This is a genomic window from Rhizobium sp. Rhizsp42 (genome assembly GCF_047304155.1).
GTDB lineage: Bacteria > Pseudomonadota > Alphaproteobacteria > Rhizobiales > Rhizobiaceae > Rhizobium.
In genome coordinates this window covers 1-19962 of record NZ_JBGLYS010000022.1, presented here as the reverse complement: position 1 = coordinate 19962, position 19962 = coordinate 1, and the positions used below count along the sequence as shown (strand labels likewise).

18 protein-coding genes are annotated in these 19962 nt (G+C 63.1%); 15 read left to right on the top strand and 3 right to left on the bottom strand.

Going from position 1 to position 19962, the window contains the following annotated elements:
* Window positions 1-44: 44 nt before the first annotated feature.
* From ACCD05_RS19905 to ACCD05_RS19875, 7 genes are all read left to right on the top strand, one after another.
* Window positions 45-1127 (top strand): sn-glycerol-3-phosphate ABC transporter ATP-binding protein UgpC, encoded by a 1083-nt coding sequence (locus ACCD05_RS19905; protein WP_112950340.1) that lies wholly within the window; start codon window positions 45-47, stop codon window positions 1125-1127.
* 46 nt (window positions 1128-1173) lie between these two features.
* Window positions 1174-2478, top strand: coding sequence for an extracellular solute-binding protein (locus ACCD05_RS19900; RefSeq protein WP_112435920.1), 1305 nt, complete (start codon window positions 1174-1176; stop codon window positions 2476-2478).
* A 15-nt stretch (window positions 2479-2493) separates the two neighbouring features.
* Window positions 2494-3432: a carbohydrate ABC transporter permease gene (locus ACCD05_RS19895; protein WP_112435919.1), complete on the top strand. Its 939-nt coding sequence runs from the start codon at window positions 2494-2496 to the stop codon at window positions 3430-3432.
* A gap of 1 nt (window position 3433) precedes the next feature.
* On the top strand, window positions 3434-4279 hold the full coding sequence (locus ACCD05_RS19890; RefSeq protein WP_112435918.1) for a carbohydrate ABC transporter permease: 846 nt from the start codon (window positions 3434-3436) through the stop codon (window positions 4277-4279).
* A 3-nt stretch (window positions 4280-4282) separates the two neighbouring features.
* The gene (locus ACCD05_RS19885) at window positions 4283-5104 is read left to right on the top strand and encodes an alpha/beta fold hydrolase (protein ID WP_112435917.1); all 822 of its coding nucleotides are present in this window, start codon (window positions 4283-4285) and stop codon (window positions 5102-5104) included.
* Between the two features lie 85 nt (window positions 5105-5189).
* Entirely contained in the window at window positions 5190-5909 is a 720-nt protein-coding gene (locus ACCD05_RS19880) for a GntR family transcriptional regulator (protein ID WP_348531769.1), read from the top strand.
* A 63-nt stretch (window positions 5910-5972) separates the two neighbouring features.
* Complete coding sequence (locus ACCD05_RS19875; RefSeq protein WP_413394828.1) at window positions 5973-6920, top strand: NAD(P)-dependent oxidoreductase; 948 nt, start codon at window positions 5973-5975, stop codon at window positions 6918-6920.
* A 22-nt stretch (window positions 6921-6942) separates the two neighbouring features.
* Here ACCD05_RS19875 and ACCD05_RS19870 read toward each other — a convergent pair whose 3' ends face one another.
* Window positions 6943-7629, bottom strand: a complete 687-nt coding sequence (locus ACCD05_RS19870; protein ID WP_413394826.1) for a GntR family transcriptional regulator — start codon at window positions 7627-7629, stop codon at window positions 6943-6945.
* Window positions 7630-7806: 177 nt separating this feature from the next.
* On the opposite strand from ACCD05_RS19870, the gene ACCD05_RS19865 reads away from it, so the two are divergent.
* Genes ACCD05_RS19865 through ACCD05_RS19855 form a run of 3 tightly spaced genes read left to right on the top strand, consistent with a single transcriptional unit; the run spans window position 7807 to window position 11905 of the window.
* Window positions 7807-8577 carry a LamB/YcsF family protein gene (locus tag ACCD05_RS19865; RefSeq protein ID WP_413394824.1) on the top strand — a complete coding sequence of 257 codons (771 nt, stop codon included), beginning with the start codon at window positions 7807-7809 and terminating at the stop codon, window positions 8575-8577.
* The gene (locus ACCD05_RS19860) at window positions 8574-10196 is read left to right on the top strand and encodes an urea amidolyase family protein (RefSeq protein ID WP_112435914.1); all 1623 of its coding nucleotides are present in this window, start codon (window positions 8574-8576) and stop codon (window positions 10194-10196) included. Before ACCD05_RS19865 ends, ACCD05_RS19860 begins: the two co-directional genes overlap by 4 nt.
* Entirely contained in the window at window positions 10193-11905 is a 1713-nt protein-coding gene (locus ACCD05_RS19855; RefSeq protein ID WP_413394822.1) for an acetyl/propionyl/methylcrotonyl-CoA carboxylase subunit alpha, read from the top strand. The genes ACCD05_RS19860 and ACCD05_RS19855 overlap by 4 nt, the downstream gene beginning before the upstream one ends.
* A gap of 83 nt (window positions 11906-11988) precedes the next feature.
* Here ACCD05_RS19855 and ACCD05_RS19850 read toward each other — a convergent pair whose 3' ends face one another.
* Both ACCD05_RS19850 and ACCD05_RS19845 read right to left on the bottom strand, forming a co-directional pair.
* Window positions 11989-13485: an amino acid ABC transporter permease/ATP-binding protein gene (locus ACCD05_RS19850; RefSeq protein WP_112435940.1), complete on the bottom strand. Its 1497-nt coding sequence runs from the start codon at window positions 13483-13485 to the stop codon at window positions 11989-11991.
* 96 nt (window positions 13486-13581) lie between these two features.
* A complete protein-coding gene (locus tag ACCD05_RS19845) occupies window positions 13582-14367 on the bottom strand; it encodes a transporter substrate-binding domain-containing protein (protein WP_112435912.1) in 786 nt (261 codons plus the stop codon).
* Window positions 14368-14768: 401 nt separating this feature from the next.
* Between ACCD05_RS19845 and ACCD05_RS19840 the strand changes: the two genes are divergently transcribed.
* The 5 genes from ACCD05_RS19840 to ACCD05_RS19820 all read left to right on the top strand — a co-directional run bounded on the left by ACCD05_RS19840 (window position 14769) and on the right by ACCD05_RS19820 (window position 19657).
* On the top strand, window positions 14769-15473 hold the full coding sequence (locus tag ACCD05_RS19840) for a GntR family transcriptional regulator (protein WP_413394819.1): 705 nt from the start codon (window positions 14769-14771) through the stop codon (window positions 15471-15473).
* Window positions 15474-15509: 36 nt separating this feature from the next.
* Window positions 15510-16370, top strand: coding sequence for a DUF1989 domain-containing protein (locus ACCD05_RS19835; RefSeq protein WP_112950335.1), 861 nt, complete (start codon window positions 15510-15512; stop codon window positions 16368-16370).
* 198 nt (window positions 16371-16568) lie between these two features.
* The gene (locus ACCD05_RS19830) at window positions 16569-17465 is read left to right on the top strand and encodes a LysR family transcriptional regulator (RefSeq protein WP_112950334.1); all 897 of its coding nucleotides are present in this window, start codon (window positions 16569-16571) and stop codon (window positions 17463-17465) included.
* 159 nt (window positions 17466-17624) lie between these two features.
* Window positions 17625-18104, top strand: coding sequence for a formate dehydrogenase subunit gamma (locus tag ACCD05_RS19825; protein WP_112950333.1), 480 nt, complete (start codon window positions 17625-17627; stop codon window positions 18102-18104).
* Window positions 18101-19657 (top strand): formate dehydrogenase beta subunit, encoded by a 1557-nt coding sequence (locus ACCD05_RS19820; protein WP_112950332.1) that lies wholly within the window; start codon window positions 18101-18103, stop codon window positions 19655-19657. The genes ACCD05_RS19825 and ACCD05_RS19820 overlap by 4 nt, the downstream gene beginning before the upstream one ends.
* Window positions 19658-19962 lie beyond the last annotated feature (305 nt).

Below are 19962 nucleotides of genomic sequence, written 5' to 3'. Positions count from 1 at the left end.
CCCTCGGGCGTGAATGACCTCTGAAACGGACGGCTGGAATTCTCATGGCAGATGTGTCCCTCAAGAATGTGGGGAAGACTTACGAAAACGCCTCGGCGAATACGATCGAGAACCTGAACCTGGACATTCGCAGCGGCGAATTCGTCGTCCTTGTTGGGCCTTCTGGTTGCGGCAAGTCGACGACGCTACGGATGCTGGCGGGCCTTGAGGAATTGACGGACGGCGAGATCTGGATCGGTGATCGACGCGTCGACGAGCTGGAGCCGCGCGATCGCAACATCGCCATGGTCTTCCAGAACTACGCGCTCTATCCGCATATGACGGTGGCGCAGAACATGAGCTTCGGCCTGAAGCTGTCGGGCATGGACAAGGCCGAGATTCGCCGCCGCGTCGAGGAAGCCGCAAAGGTCCTCGATATCTCGGCTCTGCTGGAGCGCCGGCCCAAGCAGCTCTCAGGCGGTCAGCGCCAGCGCGTTGCCATGGGCCGCGCGATGGTGCGCGATCCGGCCGTTTTCCTGTTTGATGAACCGCTTTCCAACCTCGATGCGAAGCTGCGTGGGCAGATGCGCGCGGAAATTCGCCGGCTGCACAAGCGACTGAAGGCAACCACCGTTTACGTCACCCACGACCAGGTCGAGGCGATGACGCTGGCCGACCGAGTGGTTGTGCTGAATAAGGGCCTGATCGAGCAGCAGGGAACGCCGCAGGAACTCTACGAGCGTCCGGCCACGCGTTTCGTCGCGGGTTTCATCGGCAGCCCGACCATGAATTTCCTGCCGGCCAAGGTCGTTATGGACGGAGAAACGCCGATGCTGACGTTCGCGGGCGCGACGCTGGCCGCTCCCGCCGACAAGGTCGAAACCTTGAAGGCCTACGCGGGCCGCCATGTCGAGATTGGCCTGCGCCCCGAACATTTCCTGGCGGACGGCGCAACCGAAATCTCGGTCCCGGTCGACATGGCCGAGCTACTCGGCCCGACGACGCTTGTTCATTTCACGCTGGAAGGCGTCTCCTGTTCCGCCATGCTGCCGCCAGAACTCGCGGCGGCCGAGGGGCAGACCCAGTCGCTCCGTATTGCCCGTGATCGCATGTCCCTCTTCGACCCGAATACCGGCCGCGCCATCTGACGCGACCACTGCCTGTACGACTGCATAAAAACAAGGAGAACAGCTGATGAATGCACGCCTACTCTTTCTCGCCGGCCTGCTTGGCGCCACCGCGCTTGGCAGCACCGGCGCATTTGCCCAGGACAGCGCTGCCTGTACCGGCGAAACCGTGACGCTGCGCATTCTGCGCACGCCGGGAAACTACCCTTATCCGGCGCCCATGGAAGCCTGGCAGAAGGAAAATCCCTGCGTTAAATTCGAGATCAACGAAGTTCCCTTCGCCCAGCTTGCCGACACGATCTCCGTTCAGGCAGCAAGCTCCAACCCGCCTGACGTGCTGGTTTACGACGGCCCCAACACCCAGTCCTACGCCGCCTCCGGCATCCTTCTGCCCATCACCAAGTACCTGCCCAAGGGCTGGGACGAGGATATCCTTCCCGCGACCAAGGCCGAGCACAGCTATGAAGGCGAGGTCTATTCGCCCGGCATCGAGCAGACCACGGTCGCCATGTACTACAACAAGAAGCTTGTCGAAGCCGCCGGCATCAAGCCGCCGCAGACGCTCGACAAGGCCTGGACCTGGCCGGAAGCACTGGCTGCATTCAAGGCCTGCCAGCAGGGCCCGGCCGGCGCACCGAGCGTCTGGGGTCTCGGCCCGACCCGCTTCGGTAACGGCCAGCCCGGCCTCGTCTACCAGGACCTGATTTACCAGCGCTCCGCCGGCGACCCGAAGGCCGATCCGGAAAGCTCCGCCTACAAGACCTTCTGGGCGCTCTCCAAGGACGGCAAGTCGGTCGAGGGATATCTGAACACGCCGGAAGCGATCGAAGCGCTGAAGTTCTATCAGTCGCTGTTCAATTCCGAAGGTGTCGCTCCCAAGGTCGGCATCCCGAACGCCTTCTTTGACGGCAAGGCCTGCTTCTATATCGATACGCCTGCCGCCGGCAGCGCGCTGATCAAGGATCCGAAGATCGAGTGGGGCATCACCCCGATCCCCTACTTCAAGACCCCGATCGTCCACACCGGCTCGACCACGATCGGCGCAACGGCGCGTTCCAAGCATCCCGAGATCGCGGCGAAGTTCGTGGTCGACATGTCCACGGGTGAATATGCCTACATGAACGTCAGCCAGCGCGGCAATCTCCCGACGCTGAAGAGCCTGTTCCCACGCTTCGAGACCTACAACGCCTATCCGATGAAGGTATTCGTCGATCAGCTGCAGGAATGGGGCCAGCCGCGTCCTCCGGGTCCGAAGTTCGCCCAGTACGACAAGCTCGTTACCGATGCTCTGCGTGCCGTGGCCTTCGGCGGCGATCCGGCCGACCTGATGGCGGACGCGGAGAAGAAAGTACAGCGAGTTCTCGATCGGTAAGCATTGGACGCAAGAATGTCGGTCTCAAATACCCTATCCACGGCTTCGGCCAAACCAAAATCGCGAAAGCCCGCTACCAAGCGGCAGAAGCGGGATTGGCTGTTTGCGGCCGGCTTCCTTGCGCCGTTCATGATCCTTTTGCTGGTCTTCCAGTACGTGCCCTTGCTCGTCATGGCCCGCAACAGCGTCTATGACTACTCCCTGCTCAACCCGGCCGCCGCCAAGTTCGTCGGGTTGCGCAATTTCACCGACATGATCGATTATGACGATGCCGCCGTCTCCTTCGGCGTGACCTTCCTCTTCGCGCTTGGCGTCGTCGTCTTCGTCATCCCGGTCGCCTTCTCGCTGGCGCTCTTCCTCAATTCGAAGCTGCCGGCGCGCGGCCTTGTCCGCACCATGATCATGCTGCCGGTCGTCACCTCCTCCGTGGTCGTCGCCACCATGTGGTCCTTCCTGCTCGACCCGTCGAACGGCCTCATCAACGGCGTTCTGAACATTATCGGTATCGGCAACCAGCCCTTCCTCACGTCGACGAGCCAGGCGCTGCCGGCCCTGATCGCCATGACGCTCTGGCAGCAGGTCGGTTTCGGCGCCATTCTCTTCCTCGCCGGCCTGCAGGGGCTGCCGGTGGAACTGACCGAGGCCGCCCGTATCGATGGCGCCACCCGTCGCCAGGTTCTCTGGAACGTGACGATCCCGCTCCTCTCCCGCACGACACTCTTCGTCGTGGTGATCATGACGGTGTTTTCGCTGCAGGCCTTCGCGCCCGCCTTCCTGATGACACAGGGCGGACCGCAGGACAGCACCAACCTGATCGTCTACCACATCTACAACAGCGCCTTCATCATGCAGCAGGCCGGCTATGCCTCGGCACTATCAGTAGCGCTGCTGCTCGTGGTGCTTGCCATTTCCATGGCGCAGATGGCCCTGCTGCGCTCTCGTTGGAATTACTGACATGAAGAAGCAACATCTCCGGCGCGGCGCCATTGTCGCACTCGTCATCGTCGTCATCCTGTGCTGCTTCCTGGCGCCCTATGCCTGGATCGTCTCATCGTCCTTCAAGAATCAGCTGACGCTGTTCAACGACGTCACGCCGCTCTCCTGGCGCGCCTTCCTGCCCGTCGAGGGAACGTTCGAGAACTATCGCACGCTGTTCGAGCGCACCAATGTGCTGACCGCGCTGATGAACACCGCCATCGTTGCCGGCGGGCAGGTGGCGCTGACGCTGCTGCTCTGTTCAATGGCCGCCTACTCGCTGACGCGCATCCGCTTCCCGGGCGCCAAGATCGTTTTCGTGCTGATCCTCCTCACCTTCCTGCTGCCGATCGAGGCGATGATGGTGCCGCTCTATCAGGTGGTTTCCGGCCTCGGTCTTTCCAACTCGCTGCTCGGCGTCATGATCCCCTGGATCGCCAGCCCGTTCGGCTTGTTTCTGCTGAAGCAGGCGTTCGAGGAGCTGCCGGTCGAGCTCGAGGACGCGGCGCGGATCGATGGCGCCGGCCATGTGCGCATCTTCTTCTCGATCGTGCTGCCGAACGTGAAGGTGCCGATGCTGACGCTCGGGCTTATCACCTTCCTGTTCTCCTGGAACAGCTTCCTGTGGCCGCTCGTCATCATCCAGGATCCGGCAATCCAGGTCATCCAGGTGGCGATTGCCCAGCAGGGCTCGCCGACGCAGCTGCCGAACTGGGGCGAAACCTTTGCCGGCGCGACCGTTGCGACGGTTCCGCTCATCCTGCTCTTCCTGCTGCTGCAGAAGTATTTCACGCAAGGCATGACCACCAGCGGGATCAAGGGCTAGGCCATGAACGAACCGACCCACAACCTCGCCCCGCTTTTGAAACTGGACGCCCCTATGGGTGGTCAGATCGGCTATCGCGTCTTCGGAACTGAAGGCGACTGCCTGGTGCTGATCCACGGCTGGTGCGGCAATGCTGAGCATTGGAACGTTATCGCGCCCGAACTGGCGCGCGACCACCGGGTGCTCGCGGTCTCGCATCCGGGCTTCGGCGGCATGCTCCCGCCGCCGCCAGCCGGTCAGACGATCCGCGCGATGGGCGCCGCCGTCGCGCATCTGTTGGCTTATCTCGGCATCGAAAGCGCGACGCTGATCGGTCACTCGATGGGTGGCCCGATCATGACCGAGGTCGCGATCATCGCGCCCGACCGCGTGAGGGCGCTGATCGGGCTCGATACGCTGACGGACCGCGACTACTACCGCCGTGTTCCCGACAACGAACTCATCCGACGCCACGAGGAGTTCGCTGCCGACTATGCGGGCCGTATGCGCGCCATGATCGATATCATCGTGCATCCATCGACGAACGAGGCGATGCGCCAGGCAATTACCGACGACATGATCGCCTCGGCTCCGGCCACCTTTGCGCTTGATGTGAAGGATGACCTCTTCGCTTGGGACGCCGAGCAACGTTGGCCGCTTATCTCCTGCCCGGCGATCATGCTCAACTCGACGTGGGTCGCGAGACTGGCGGATCCGAAGCCGATGCCCTGCTTCAGCGACACTGACGTCGTCGAATACGATTCCGGTCACTTCCCGATGATAGAAGCTCCCGTGATGATTGTGGAAAAGCTTCGAAGCTGCCTTGCTACACTCGTATACCCATAATCCCCCCATTGAATGCACCGCAAAAAGAAAAGTATAAATGCCGCCAGCAAAATACAAATTGGCCATTCGCAGTTCGGCGAGAGGAGTGACCGCATTGGATCAGGATGACACGCGTCTGCCCGAAGCGGCAAACGGGATGCGCGCTCCGACCCGCGCCGGCGAGCTGCGTGAACAGCTTGAGCAGATGATCCTCGACGGCAGGCTCGTCCCCGGCGAGCGGCTGGACGAAATGGAGCTCGCGCGTCGCTTCGGCCTTTCCCGCACTCCGGTGCGCGAGGCCATCAAGGCGCTATTGGCGATCGGGCTTGTCGAGACACGCGGCCGCCAAGGCACACACGTAGCACTGCTCTCCATTCCGGCGCTGATCGAGATGTTCGACGTGATGTCGGCTCTCGAAGGCCTCTGTGCCCGGCTCGCAGCCCGCCGCGCAACGCCAGCCGAACGCGCCGGCATGCGCAAGGTGCACGAGGAACTGGTCGAAGCCTACAATTCGGGTGATCCGGTTGCCTTCTACAAGGTGAACCAGAAGTTCCACGACCAGCTTTATGAAGCCGCACACACGCATTTCATCGCGGACCAAGCGATCCAGCTTCGCCGCCGCATCGGCGCCTACCGCATGCGCGCCACCTACCAGCCCGGCCGCATGCTGAGCACGCTGACCGAGCACGTCCGCATCATGGATGCGATCGATGCGGGCGATCCGGAAGCGGCGCGCAAGGCGGCCAGCGATCACGTGCAGCTCCTCGGCGACCAGCTGACAGACTTCATTTCGTCGCTGCCGGCGCATATGAGCCGCGCTCAGTAACAAGACCGAGCGTCACGCTCGCAAGGAGACCGCGCGGCAATCGTCGCGCGGAGGAGGAAACACATGTCCGCCCCACAACGCCTCGTCATCCTGAACCAGCTTGGTCCTGAGCTCGGCAAGGCTCTCGAAGAACATCCCTCCCGACCGGTCGTGATCCAGGATTCTCTACCTTCGGAGCCATGGAGAATAGCGGCAGAGGCGGATATCCTCGTCACTGGCGGTTTCGCGAATTGGAAACTGGCGCCACGCGACTGGCGATTTCCGGAGCGGCTGAAATGGGTGCAATCGCAGACGACAGGCATCGAGATCTATCCGCCGACCTTGCTGCGGGACCGGGTCATGACCTGCGGCCGCGGACTGAACGCGCTGCCGATCGCCGAGTTCGTTTTCGCGGCGATACTGCGCGCCGAGAAGCGGCTGGAAGAGACACGTGCCCGCGGTGAAGCGGACTGGCGCCGTCACGACATCGGCCGCGTCTACGGCAAGACGCTCGGCCTCATCGGTTACGGCAGCCTCGGCCAGGCGATCGCCCGCCGGGCGCTGGCCTTCGATATGAACGTCATGGTCAACCGGCGCACGCCCTGGGAGGGAGACGGCGGCATCGTCGCGGCCGGTATTCATGAGATATTCGCTACCGCCGACCACCTCGTCATCGCCGCGCCGCTGACCGCGGAGACGGAAGGAATGATCGATGGTAAATTGCTTGGCGCAGCCAAGCCGGGTTTGCATCTCATCAACATCTCACGCGGCGGCCTTGTCGATCAGCAAGCTCTGGTGGCGGCACTCGTTGCGGGAGATATCGGCAGCGCCACGCTCGATGTGACAACGCCGGAACCGCTGCCCGACGGCCACCCGCTCTACACCCTGCCCAACGCCTTCATCAGCCCGCACATTTCCTGGGCCGGCGGCGATCAGGATCAGGCCTTCCAGCATAGGCTGATGCGGAACCTCGACGCCTATCTCAAAGGCGAACAGTTTGAGGCGCTGGTCGATCCCGTGCGCGGTTACTGACCGGGATCAAACGGCTCAATCATCACGCCCGCCCGAAAGACTTCGGCTTGGCTGTTTGGAGTGCCGCAAGAACGGATCTTTCCGAGCGCACAAGATAGGCGTCTAGCTGATCCGATGCCGTCTCGATGTCGCCAGCCTCAAGAGACGCAAGGAGTTCGCAATTCAGAGCGATGTAGGGAGCATGCAGATGGGCGGTATCCTCGAACTGTGCGAACACCAAGCGTAGCTCCGCCAGAACAAGCTCAAAGCAGGCGCTTAGCCGTGGGCTATCGCATAGCTCGACCATCGAGCGATGAAACTCCATGTTGATCGTACCCACGCTTCGCCAGTCGCCAGCCTCACGCGACGTATCAGTGCGCGCGAGAAGTTCCCTCATGCTCGCCAATGCCGGGTGTGTGCGGACGGTGGCACGAACTGCACCCTTCTGGATGACGTACCTCACCCTGTAGATATCCACCACCGAAGCCTCGCCCGGCGTGGCAACGAAGACGCCGCGGTTGGGTATGTGCACGAGCAGGTTCTGGCTCGTCAGCAGGCGGAATATTTCGCGCAGCGTGTTGCGCGAGATCCCGAACTGGGTGGCGATCTGCTGTTCGGAAAGCTTGGCGCCCGGCGCCAGTTCGCCCGAGATCAGCATTTCGCGGATCTTTCCGGCAATCTGCGCCGTCAACGGCTCGTCGTCCATCTCAGTAATCGCCGTGCGCATCATCAACGCCCTTCCCCCCTTTGTTCAGGGCACCATATCGAATTCCAGCGCATGCCAACCGGCCTTATCGCCGGCTACCATCAGCACGTCCAAAAATGCGCTCCGGCATATTGTTCAACAATACATATTGCTTTATTGAACAATAATCCGTGACGTCAGTATTTTCAATGGAGATGGAACATGGCGGCAATCGATCTGAACAGCGATCTCGGCGAAAGCTTCGGCCCGTGGCCGATGGGGGATGACGCCGCCATGCTGGCGACGGTGACGAGCGCCAACATCGCCTGCGGCTTCCATGCCGGCGATCCCTCGGGAATCCTGACGGTGCTAAAAGAAGCGACGCGGCGCGGTGTCGCCGTCGGCGCCCATATCGGCTACCGCGACCTGGTCGGCTTCGGCCGCCGCAACATGGATCCATCGAGCGCCGAGTTGGTCGGCGACACGATCTACCAGATCGGCGCCCTGCAGGGTCTGGCGAAGGCGGCCGGAACTAGGGTGCGCTACGTGAAGCCGCATGGCGCGCTTTACAACACCATCGCCCATGACGCCCGCCAGGCCGCCGATGTCATCGAAGGCATCAAGGCCGTCGATCCAAGCCTCGTATTGATGGCGCTGGCGGGCGCGCCGATCGTGGCGCAAGCGCGTGAGGCCGGACTGACCGTCGTCTGCGAGGCCTTCGCCGACCGTGCCTATAACGTCGACGGCAGCCTCGTCAGCCGCCGGTTGGACGGTTCGGTGATCCATGATCCTGAAGCCGTCGCCGAGCGCATGTTGCGCATGGTCACGGAAAGCCGCGTTGTGGCGATCGACGGAACCGAGATCGCGCTCGACGCGCAGTCGATCTGCATTCACGGCGACACGCCGGCGGCCGTCGCGATCGCCCGCACGCTTCGGCAGACGCTGGAAGCACGCGGCGTCGAGCTCAAGTCCTTCGTCGATATGTCGTCATGAGCGAGCGCCTGCGTTTCCTACCCTCAGGCAGCGACAGTTTCCTCGTCGAGCTCGACGACCTCGCCGCAACGCTGACCCTGCTCGACGCGCTTCTGGCGGCGCGGCTCGAAGGCGTGCGTGAAGTGATCCCCGGCGCGCGCACCGTCATGGTGCGTTTCGATCCGTGGCTGACGAGCGTGGCAGGGCTCTACGACAAGATCGCCGCGCTTGACCTTTCAACACGCTCATCACGAGGTGGCGAGCTCTTCGAGATCCCGGTCGCCTATGATGGCGAGGACCTCGGCGATGTCGCCGAAATGCTCGGCTGCACGATCGAGGAGGTCATCCAGCGCCACACCGAGGCGACCTATACCGTCGCCTTCACCGGCTTTGCGCCGGGCTTCGCCTATATGACCTCAGACGATCCACGTTTCGACGTGCCGCGGCGCAAGAGCCCACGGGTAAAAATCCCCGTCGGCTCGGTCGCCATCGCCGGCAAGTTCGGCGGTATCTACCCATCAGACAGCCCCGGCGGCTGGCAGCTGCTCGGCAAGACGCCGCTCGCGATGTGGGACACGACCCGGGAACGGGCGGCGCTGCTGGCGCCCGGCGACCGCGTTCGATTTCGCGACATAGCCAAGGGCGCTGTCGTCCCGGTCTCCTCACCCAAGCCGTCAGTCAATGACGCTCCGGCACAGAAAGCCGGATTGCTGGTCACCCGCTCGGATCGTCCGGCACTCTTTCAGGATTTCGGCCGACCGGGCCTTGCCAGCCAGGGCGTCTCCGAATCCGGCGCGCTCGACCGCACGGCGATGATCGAGGCCAATCGCTGCCTCGGAAATCCGCGCGATACTGCCGTGGTCGAAGTGCTCTTCGGCGGCTTCGCCGTCAAGGCCGATCGGCCGGCGACCCTCGCCGTAACCGGCGCCCCCTGCCCGCTGACGATCCGTACGGCGGCTGGTGGCGAGAGTAGCGCAGATTTCGCAAGCCCGATCGCCCTTGATGCCGGCGACGAGCTGGTGCTGGGCATTCCGCCCGAGGGCATGATGAGCTATCTCGCCCTGCGCGGCGGGTTCGAGGTTCAGCCGGTGCTTGGCTCGGCGGCGACCGATACCCTCGCCAAGGTCGGCCCGGCGCCGATCGCAGCCGGCGACATCCTTGTTCCGGCTGAGCGGCGATCACTTGCTGTCATGCCGGCCGACGCCAAGCAACGACGTCTCCCGCGCGCTGGCGAAGTCGTGATGCTCGATATCGTGCTTGGCCCGCGCACTGACTGGTTCACCGAGCACGGCGTCGCCACGCTGACATCGCAGGAGTGGGACGTGACGCCCCAGTCCAGCCGCGTCGGCATGCGCCTTGACGGCAAGGTGGCGATCGAGCGTTCCGACAATGCCGAACTGCCCTCCGAAGGCACGGCACTGGGCGCAATCCAGGTGCCGCATAGCGGCCAGCCCGTGCTCTTCCTTGCCGATCATCCCTTGACAGGTGGCTACCCCGTCATCGGCGTCGTCGCCAGCCACCATCTCGACCTCGCCGGCCAGATCCCGATCGGCGCCCGCATCCGTTTCAATTCGATCTCCGCCTTCGAGCCGCGCGAGGTCATCGCCGGCATCGAGCCGAACAGGACACTGATTTCATGAAAAAGCTGCTCATTGCCAATCGCGGCGAAATCGCCATCCGCATCATCCGCGCCGCCCGCGACTATGGCGTCGCCTCGGTCGCGATCTATTCGGATGCCGACGCAAGCTCGCTGCACGCCGAACTTGCCGATGAAGCCTACGGCCTCGGCGCCGGTCGCCCCGCGGACACCTATCTGAACATCGAGAAGATTCTCGAGATCGCCAAGCGCGCCGGCGCCGATGCCGTCCACCCTGGCTATGGCTTCCTTTCCGAACGCGCGGAGTTCGCGCAGGCGGTCATCGATGCCGGCCTGATCTGGGTTGGTCCGGCGCCTGATGTCATCACGGCGCTTGGCGACAAGGTCGAGGCGCGGCGGATCGCCGAAAGCGTCGGCGCACCGCTGGTGAAGGGCTCCGCCGGCCCGCTGGCTTCGGCAGCCGAAGCAGTCGCCTTTGCCCGCGAAGCCGGATTGCCGCTGGCGATCAAGGCCGCGTTCGGTGGCGGCGGGCGCGGCATGAAGGTGGCGCACCATATCGACGAAGTCGGTGAGCTCTTCGATTCCGCCGTTCGCGAAGCCGTCGAAGCCTTCGGCCGTGGCGAATGCTACGCCGAGCAGTTCCTCGAAAAGCCGCGCCACATCGAAGCGCAGGTGATTGCCGATAGCCACGGCAATACGGTCGTCCTCGGCACCCGCGACTGCTCGCTGCAGCGCCGCAACCAGAAACTCGTCGAGGAGGCGCCGGCTCCCTTCATCACCGAGGAGCAGCGCCAGCGCATCCATGATGCCGCCCGCGCGATCTGCGCCAAGGCCGGCTATACCGGCGCCGGCACGGTCGAGTTCCTGCTCTCGCAGAACGGCACGATCTCCTTCCTCGAGGTCAACACGCGCCTGCAGGTCGAGCATCCCGTGACCGAGGAGACCACCGGCGTCGATATTGTCATCGAGCAGCTGCGGATTGCCGATGGCGAGCCGCTCTCGGTGACGGAAACGCCAAAGCCACGCGGCCACGCCTTCGAGTTCCGCATCAATGCCGAAGATCCCGGCCGTGGCTTCCTACCGACGCCAGGCCTCATTACCCGGTTCCGCGCACCATCAGGTCCCGGCATCCGCCTCGATACCGGCGTTGAAAGCGGCTCGGAAATCCCCGGCCTCTATGATTCCATGATGGCGAAGCTGATCATGACCGGCGCCACGCGCGAGGAAGCGCTTGTTCGCGCCCGCCGCGCGCTCGCCGAGTTCCGCATCGAGGGCGTGGCGTCTGTGCTCCCCTTCCATCGCGCGGTTCTCGAGGAGAAGGACTTTACCGGCGAGGACGGCTTCAAGGTCTTCACCAACTGGATCGAGACCGAATTCCGTGGCGTCGCCTCCTCGCCGAGGATCGAACCTGTCGACGGCGGTCTGCTGCGTAGCTTCATCGAGATCGATGGCAAGCGCCATGAGATCGGCTTGCCGGCAGCGCTGTTTTCCGGCCTCGCGGTCTCCCCGCAGGCATCCGCGCCGCAAGCGTCTCAGAAGCGAGAGGGCGCGGTTACCGCGCCCATTCCGGGCACGTTCCGGCAGTGGCTGGTCGAGGACAATGCGACGGTTGTCGAGGGCGAGATCGTTGCCGTGATCGAGGCCATGAAGATGGAAACGCGGGTTGCCGCGCCCAAGGCCGGCACGATCAAGCTCAGCGCCAAGGTGGGCGACAGCGTCGTTCTCGGCGCGGAGCTGGCGCTCATCGCGTAAGAGGAAGCGTAAAGCTCAAAGCAGGAAAGCCGGCGGGTCTTGCGATCCGCCGGCTTTCTTTTGTTCAGATGATAAAAGAGCGATCAGCTCTGCCGCATAAACTGCTGGATGCGACTGTCGGCCGGAGAGCTTTCCAGTTCGTCCGCCGTCATGTTGACGACGACGTGGCCGTTTTCCATCATCACGACACGATCGCTGACGCGGCTGACGAAGCGCATTTCGTGGGTGACGATCACCATGGTCATGCCCTCGCGCGCAAGACCCTCGATGACCTGCAGCACTTCGCCCACCAGTTCCGGATCGAGCGCAGAGGTCGGCTCATCGAACAGCATGATCTCTGGGTCCATGGCGAGCGCGCGGGCAATCGCCACACGCTGCTTCTGGCCGCCCGAGAGCTGGTGCGGATACTTGTTGGCATGCGCTGCCAGACCGACACGGGCCAGGTGGTTCATTGCCGCGGCGCGCACCGCCTGCTTGTCGCGATTGCCGTGATAGCGCGGGCCAAACGTCACGTTCTCCAGCGCCGTCATGTGCGGGAAGAGGTTGAACGACTGGAACACCATTCCGAGACAGGTGACGCGGTGATGGAAGTCGGGAACCATCCGGTACCCTTTGGCGTCCGCCGTGATCCACTCGTTTCCGTCGAGCGTGATGCGGCCGTCGTCGATGTCCTGCAGCGCATTGATCGTGCGGATGAGCGTCGTCTTGCCGGAGCCCGAGGGACCGATGATGCTCAGCACCTCGCCCTTGCGCACCTGAAGCGACACGTCAGACAACGCCCGCTTGTCGCCGAAGCTCTTGCTGATGCCATCGACGCCGACCACGACCTCTTCGCCGACGCGGCGTTCGTTGCTGGCAACGTTTGCCTGGGCGACGGCTGCTGGGACGGCGATCTCGGCGCCGGTCATCCTGGAGATGTCGAGACGACCTTCAAGGCGCGACAGGAAGAAGCTGAAGATCGAGACAACGAGCACGTAATAGAACGAGACCGCGACCAGCGTTTCGATGACCATGAAGTTGCGGGTGTAAAGCCGCTGGCCGACGAGCAGGATTTCCGCGAGCGAGATGACCGAGACGAGCGAGGTCAGCTTGACGATGGTAATGAACTCGTTGCCAAGCGAGGGCAGCGCCACGCGGATCGCCTGCGGCAGGATGATATGCCGGTACTTGCCGACGGGGCGGACACCGAGCGCGTGGGCCGCTTCATGCTGCCCCTGATCGACGGCGATGAGGCCGGCGCGGTGGATTTCCGCGAGATAAGCCGTCTCCGATATCACCAGCGCGATCAGGCCGGCCCAGAAGGGCACCGACAGCACCGGCCCGAGCGCCGGCATGAACTGCGGCATGTTGTAGACGAAGATCAGCAGCACCAGCAGCGGCAGGCTGCGGAAAAGCCAGATATAGGTCTTCGCGAACCAGCGCACCGCGCGCAGGCTGGATTGCCGGGCGAGCGCCAGGAGGAAGCCGAGCACGGTTCCGATAACCCAGGTCAGCACGCCGAGCCAGGCGACGAGAGCCGTCGCGCGCCAGAAGTCCGGATAGAGCACGAGGCTGAAGAGGTAGTTCCAGTCGAAGTTCATGGGCGGGTATCCCCAAAAGAGCAGCGGCGCCGAAGCGCCGCGCATTCCTGTGTTGATCAGTCAGGCGAGCGCTTCACCGGCACCTGCCTGGAACGCTTACTGCCCGACAGCCGCCTTGAACTCGGCTTCCGTCGACTTGGCCACGCCATACTTGGCGAACAGCCCCTCGTAGTCGGCATCGCCATCGAGCTTCGCCAGCGTATCGCGCAGGAAGGATGCGACCTCGGTGTTGCCCTTCTTCACGCCGAAGCCGACGATGACGGGGTAGAGCTGTTCGGTGGAGGTGACCTTCAGGCGGCCGTTCAGCTTCTTGGCAGCATCGGCAAGCACCGCCGAGTTTTCCAGCTGGGCGTCCACGCCGCCAGACATGACGGCCTGTGTTGCTTCAGGCGAGGTCGGGAATTCGCGGGAATCGATCGGGCTGGCGGCGCAAACCGTCGTGTTCAGCTTCTCGAGCTCGGGGATCCAGGCCGCGCCCTTGATCGAGCCGACGCGCTTGCCGCAAAGCTCCTCCGGCTTGGCGAAGTTCTGGCCGCCGGCGGCCGAAACCGCGATCGAAACGCCCGTCTTCATGTAGGGAATATAGTCGATTTGCTTGGCGCGCGGGGCCGTCACGTAGAGCGTGGAGGCGATGACGTTGAACTGGTCGCTGGAGACGCCGAGGATCAGGTTTTCGAAACGTGTGTCATGAAAGGAAACATCGCTGCCGGTCTTCTTGCCGATCAGTCTCATCAGCTCGACGTCGAAGCCGGCGGGCTGGTTGGCGTCGTCGAAGTAGTTGTAGGGGGGATAGGTGAGATCGACACCGATCTTCAGCGTTTCCGCATGGGCCGCCGTCAGCGGCGCCGCCAACATGATGAGACCGGCAAGGAGTTTTTTCATGGACTGTTCCTCTCGATTGATGGCTCATTTTTGTTGAACAATTATGAGATTGCAATCCCCCTCGATGCATAAAGTTTCATCAAGGGGCTGATTTCGAGCAGATCGTCCATCCGCATCCCGGCGAAGGAACTTGACGGAATGCTGACAAGCGACTGAAATGACGAGATAAAACGAGACGCCCCGGCTACAGCACCTGCAATACGACGAAAAAAGACGTCGCAACAGCACATTCAGCTCCGAAGCAGGAGGGGCACGAATCTGGTAACGCTAGAAAGCAAGGTCCTTAGCCCATGGCGCCTCGGAACCGCTTCTCTCTCACCGGCGACATCCCGGCATGCGGACTTCATCTCTCTTGACATGCGTAAGTTGTTCAACAAAAATAAATCACCAAGGAGACCCTATTGACCAACCAAAATTCCCCCGACCGACCTCTTGTGCTGACGCAGACCGCCGCCGGCCTGCTGCGCGACAAGATTCTGCGTGGTGAGCTGGCGCCCGGCGCGCCGCTGCGTGAGGTCGTGTGGGCGGAAGCGCTGAACGTTTCGCGCAACACGTTGCGCGAGGCGCTGCGGGATCTGGTTGCCGAAGGCTTGATCGAGCACCGCGCGCATTACGGCGCGACGGTGCGGGCGCTGAATTCCACCGAGATCAGCGAGATCTACGCGATCCGCATGACGCTTGAGCTGCGCGGCGTCACCTGCAGCGCCTATGCCTCGCAGGAAGCGATGTCGGAACTCGTTGCCCGCGTCGAAGCGGTACAGCGCGCCGCGCTTGCCAAGGACTGGCAGCAGTGCGGCACCGCATCGTTGGAATTCCACCAGCAGATCGTCGATTTCATCCGCAGCCCGAGATTGAACGACGTGTTCGCGACCGTCGCCGCCCAGGCCCGCCTCGCCTTCTCGATGGCGCCCGATGCCCGCCGATTCCAGGAACCGTGGGTGGCGCGCGACGTCGAAATCTGCGGCCTGCTTTGCGATGGCGATCGCACGGCAGCCACCCGCGCACTCGAACTCTATCTGCAGGAATCCGAACGCGTGGTGCTGGAAGCCGCCCGCGCGCAGAGCCTGCCCCGCCCCAAGAAGACATTGGCGACGCCTGCCGACTGACGGCAGCCCGCCCGGCATATCAGGAGAAAATGAGGGATGAAGCCCCAGCCGATTACCAGCGCACCGGAAGACGCAGCGAGCCGCAAGGCCATCAAGCCGGTCATCTGTTATCCCGTCGAGACGTTGCCTCGGCCGGATCTTGCGGCATACCGCGCGTTGCGCGACGATCTGGAATTCGTCGAGCGCGTGGTCGTCCCGCCGCGTGATGCGGCCTGCTGGACCGTGCCGGCCGGCCATTTCTGCCGCATCCTCTCCAGCGAGGGCTCGCAGGTAGGGGATCTCAACCTCTTCAATGCCAGCAACCTCGAGGAACGCCTCTTCACCGGCAAAACCCGGGCGCTGAACGGCACGCATGTCGGCCTCGGCGACCAGCTCTTCTCCAACATGCCTTATCTGCGCCCGATCGCGACAATCACCCATGACACGCTCGACTGGTATGGCTTCGACGAATTCGGCGGCTCGGTGCACGACGTCATCGGCACGCGCTGCGATCCCTATACGCACAATCTCTTGAGCAATGGCGGCCAGTATCACCACTGCTGCCACTCCAACCTAACCCGCGCCTTCGCCGCGAAGACCGGCAAGTCGCTGCAGGAAGCCGGCACCTACATTCACGACGTGCTCAATGTTTTCATGTGCACCGGCTTCACACGCGACACCGGCCAGTATTTCATGAAGGCAAGCCCGGTCCGCCCTGGCGACTATCTCGAATTCTTCGCCGAGATCGATCTCCTCGGCTGCATGTCGGCCTGCCCGGGCGGCGATTGCTCCTCCGAGCACTCCTCGGATTCCGTCGCCTGCTATCCGCTGGTGGTCGAGCTCTACAAGCCGGCACATCCGCCGGAAGGCTGGAGAGCGCCCGCGGTCAACGGCTACGACGGCACGCACGGGCTCTGACTCCTTCAGGCCGCAACCAAGTCGAGCTCTCGTGACAAATTCACGGGAGTTCTCTCGCCTTTGGGGAGCAGATTCATCGGCATGACCGCCGGGGCGCGAGCCTCAAGCCGCACGGACCTACGGCACGTATCGAGGCTGCCGCTCGGCTCTTCACATTCGCCGCGATGGCGGTAAGGTGGCGCCCGGCAGGGAGGCCGCATGATCGACAAACTGGAATTCTTCATCGCGCTTGCCAATGAAAAGCATTTCGGCCGTGCCGCCGAGGAATGTGGCGTTTCCCAGCCCAGCCTTTCCGCCGCCATCCGTCAGCTCGAAGACCAACTTGGCGTCATCCTCGTACAGCGCGGCTCGCGTTTTCAGGGGCTGACGCCTGAAGGGCAGCGCGTGCTCGAATGGGCGCGCCGGATCGTCGGCGACGCCCGCACCATGCGCCAGGAAATGCGCGCCGCCCGATCGGGCCTCGCGGGCCATATTAGGATCGCTGCCATCCCAACCGCGCTCTCCATGCTGCCGCAGCTGACCGCACCCTTTCAGGAGCGCCATCCCGACGTCACCTTCTCGATCGTCTCGCGCAATTCGCTGCAAGTGCTTAGCATGCTTGAGAATCTCGAGATCGATGCCGGCATAACCTATCTCGAAAACGAGCCGCTCGGGCGCGTCACCAGCGTTCCTCTCTTTGCCGAACAGTATAATCTCATCACGGCGGCCGGCAGCCCATTGTCCGATCGCGAAAGCGTTACCTGGAAAGAGGTCGGCGATATCAGGCTCTGTCTATTGACGGCCGACATGCAGAACCGACGTATTATCAATCAGTTGTTGTCAGAAGCTGGAGTGACGGCTCAGCCCACGCTCGAATCCAATTCGATGATCGTGCTGTTCTCGCACGTGCGCACAGGCCGCTGGGCCAGCATCATGCCGCGCAATGTCGCGAAATCATTCGGCTTTCCGGCCGAAATCCGGATGATCCCGATTGTCGAGCCGCAGGCGCATCATGTCGTCGGCTTGGTCGCGACCCACCGTGAGCCCTTCACGCCGCTGGTCTCGGCGCTCCTGCACGAGGCGCGCATCCTCATAGAGAAGCCGGACCTTCAATAGGAAATTCCTATCGACTGACGAGACAGCTTTATTGATCGCTTCGTCCTTCCCTGAGAAAGTTCTATAATGATTTGACGGTCCCGTATCGTCGGCCAACGGCTTCTGGAGGAGGCTTGCCGAACGTCCGTGAACGTCGCTGCTGGTCTGGGAGGGCCGCTGATGAATATTCGTGTCGCCGACGGCGATATTTCCGACCAGGTGCGTGAGATCGTCGATCGTCTCAAGACGCTCGAAGGCCCGATGCTGCCGATCCTCCACGAGATCCAGGACGTGTTCGGTTACGTCCCGCAGGAGGCGCTTCCCGTCATCGCGCATGGGCTCAACCTGTCGCGGGCCGAAGTGCATGGCGTCGTCACCTTCTATCACGATTATCGCAACCACCCGGCCGGCCGGCATGTGCTGAAGCTCTGTCGCGCCGAATCCTGTCAGTCGATGGGGGGAGACCGTCTGGCCGAGCGGGTGAAGGCGATGCTGGGCATCGATTGGCACGGCACGACGCCCGACGGGGCGATCACGCTGGAACCGGTCTTCTGTCTCGGGCTCTGTTCGTGCTCTCCATCAGCGATGCTTGATGGAGAGGTTCATGGCCGGGTGGATGTCGCCGATATTGAGGAGATGATCGCGGAGGCACGCCGATGAGTGTCCGGATCTTTATCCCGCGCGATGCCGCCGCACTGGCGCTCGGCGCCGACAAGGTGGCCGATGTGGTCGCCAGGGAGATTGCAGATCGCGGCCTCGATGCCGTTATCGTGCGCAACGGCTCGCGCGGCATGCATTGGCTGGAGCCGCTGGTGGAGGTTGAAGTCGCCGGGCAGCGGATCGGCTATGGCGCCGTCAAAGCGCGGGATGTCGCGGGATTGTTCGATGCCGGGCTTATGTCGGGCGGCGATCACCGGCTCTGTCTTGGCGCGGTCGAGGAGATCGCGTTTCTCAAGCGACAGACACGATTGACCTTCGCCCGTTGCGGCTTGATCGATCCGCTGTCGCTTGCCGATTACGAGGCACATGGCGGCTTGGCTGGTCTACGGCGCGCCATTTCCATGCAGCCGGCCGATATCGTCAAGGACGTGACCGATTCCGGTCTGCGCGGCCGCGGCGGCGCGGGGTTCCCGACGGGCATCAAGTGGAAGACGGTGCTCGATGCGCCGGGTGCGCGCAAATATATCGTCTGCAATGCCGACGAGGGCGACAGCGGCACCTTCGCCGACCGGATGATCATGGAGGGTGACCCCTTTGTGCTGATCGAGGGCATGGCGATCGCGGGGCTCGCGACCGGAGCCACCAAGGGCTTCGTCTATATTCGCTCGGAATATCCGCATGCGATTGCAGCCATGACCGAGGCTGTCGAGATCGCGGCGCGTGCCGGCGTGCTCGGTCCGTCGGTGCTCGGCTTCGGCAAGGCGTTCGAGATCGAGATCCGCACCGGCGCCGGCGCCTATGTCTGCGGCGAGGAAACGGCGTTGTTGAACAGCCTGGAGGGCAAGCGTGGGATCGTGCGCGCCAAGCCGCCATTGCCAGCGCACAAGGGCCTGTTCGACTGTCCGACCGTCATCAACAATGTGATCTCGCTCGCATCGGTGCCTGTCATCATGGAGAAGGGCGCTGCGTATTATCGCGATTTCGGCATGGGCCGCTCGCGCGGCACGATCCCGCTGCAGATCGCCGGCAATGTGAAGCATCCCGGCCTCTATGAGGTCGCCTTCGGATTGACGCTGGGTGAGATCGTCGATGAGATCGCCGGTGGCACAGCCTCGGGGCGACCGGTCAAGGCGGTGCAGGTGGGTGGGCCGCTCGGCGCCTACTTCCCACGTGCGCTGTTCGATACGCCGTTCGACTATGAGGCGTTCGCAGCCAGGGACGGGCTTATCGGCCACGCGGGGATCGTCGTCTTCGACGACAGCGCCGACATGCTGAAGCAGGCGCGGTTTGCGATGGAGTTCTGCGCGGTGGAGAGTTGCGGCAAGTGCACGCCGTGCCGCATCGGCTCGACGCGCGGGGTGGAGACGGCAGACAAGATCGCCAGCGGTATCGAGCCGGAGAAGAACCGGGCGCTGCTGGCCGATCTCTGCAACACGATGAAGTTTGGTTCGCTCTGCGCGCTGGGTGGGTTCACGCCATATCCCGTGCTGAGCGCGATGGCGCATTTTCCTGATGATTTCGCGCCGGGGCCGATGGTGGAGGCTGCGGAATGATGAGCGCTGCGGCTTGCGATACCCCCCTCTGCCCTGCCCGGCATCTCCCCCACAGGGGGGGAGATCGACCCGTGGCCTGTGCAGAGCCAAACAATGAAAGTGGAGCGAGCGGCCGCTTCCAGCCAATCTCCCTCCTTGTGGGAGAGATGTCCGGCAGGACAGAGGGGGGTGGCGGCTGGCGCCGAGATCTAAACCCGATCGCATCAAGCAGAACATATCGCTCCAGACAGGAGGTGGCATGAAAGATGCCGCGCCCGTTGAGAGAACGGATCAGTGAGATGCGGGTAATGATCGAGGGACAGTCA

Bases quoted from the DNA above. Each gene is read 5' to 3' on its own strand.
- ACCD05_RS19855 (WP_413394822.1), top strand. From the start codon at position 10,193: ATGAAAAAGCTGCTCATTGCCAATCGCGGCGAAATCGCCATCCGCATC.
- ACCD05_RS19850 (WP_112435940.1), bottom strand. From the start codon at position 13,485: ATGAACTTCGACTGGAACTACCTCTTCAGCCTCGTGCTCTATCCGGAC.
- ACCD05_RS19845 (WP_112435912.1), bottom strand. From the start codon at position 14,367: ATGAAAAAACTCCTTGCCGGTCTCATCATGTTGGCGGCGCCGCTGACG.
- ACCD05_RS19820 (WP_112950332.1), top strand. From the start codon at position 18,101: ATGAGTGTCCGGATCTTTATCCCGCGCGATGCCGCCGCACTGGCGCTC.
- ACCD05_RS19835 (WP_112950335.1), top strand. From the start codon at position 15,510: ATGAAGCCCCAGCCGATTACCAGCGCACCGGAAGACGCAGCGAGCCGC.
- ACCD05_RS19870 (WP_413394826.1), bottom strand. From the start codon at position 7,629: ATGATGCGCACGGCGATTACTGAGATGGACGACGAGCCGTTGACGGCG.
- ACCD05_RS19895 (WP_112435919.1), top strand. From the start codon at position 2,494: ATGTCGGTCTCAAATACCCTATCCACGGCTTCGGCCAAACCAAAATCG.
- ACCD05_RS19900 (WP_112435920.1), top strand. From the start codon at position 1,174: ATGAATGCACGCCTACTCTTTCTCGCCGGCCTGCTTGGCGCCACCGCG.
- ACCD05_RS19905 (WP_112950340.1), top strand. From the start codon at position 45: ATGGCAGATGTGTCCCTCAAGAATGTGGGGAAGACTTACGAAAACGCC.
- ACCD05_RS19860 (WP_112435914.1), top strand. From the start codon at position 8,574: ATGAGCGAGCGCCTGCGTTTCCTACCCTCAGGCAGCGACAGTTTCCTC.
- ACCD05_RS19890 (WP_112435918.1), top strand. From the start codon at position 3,434: ATGAAGAAGCAACATCTCCGGCGCGGCGCCATTGTCGCACTCGTCATC.
- ACCD05_RS19825 (WP_112950333.1), top strand. From the start codon at position 17,625: ATGAATATTCGTGTCGCCGACGGCGATATTTCCGACCAGGTGCGTGAG.
- ACCD05_RS19830 (WP_112950334.1), top strand. From the start codon at position 16,569: ATGATCGACAAACTGGAATTCTTCATCGCGCTTGCCAATGAAAAGCAT.
- ACCD05_RS19865 (WP_413394824.1), top strand. From the start codon at position 7,807: ATGGCGGCAATCGATCTGAACAGCGATCTCGGCGAAAGCTTCGGCCCG.
- ACCD05_RS19875 (WP_413394828.1), top strand. From the start codon at position 5,973: ATGTCCGCCCCACAACGCCTCGTCATCCTGAACCAGCTTGGTCCTGAG.
- ACCD05_RS19885 (WP_112435917.1), top strand. From the start codon at position 4,283: ATGAACGAACCGACCCACAACCTCGCCCCGCTTTTGAAACTGGACGCC.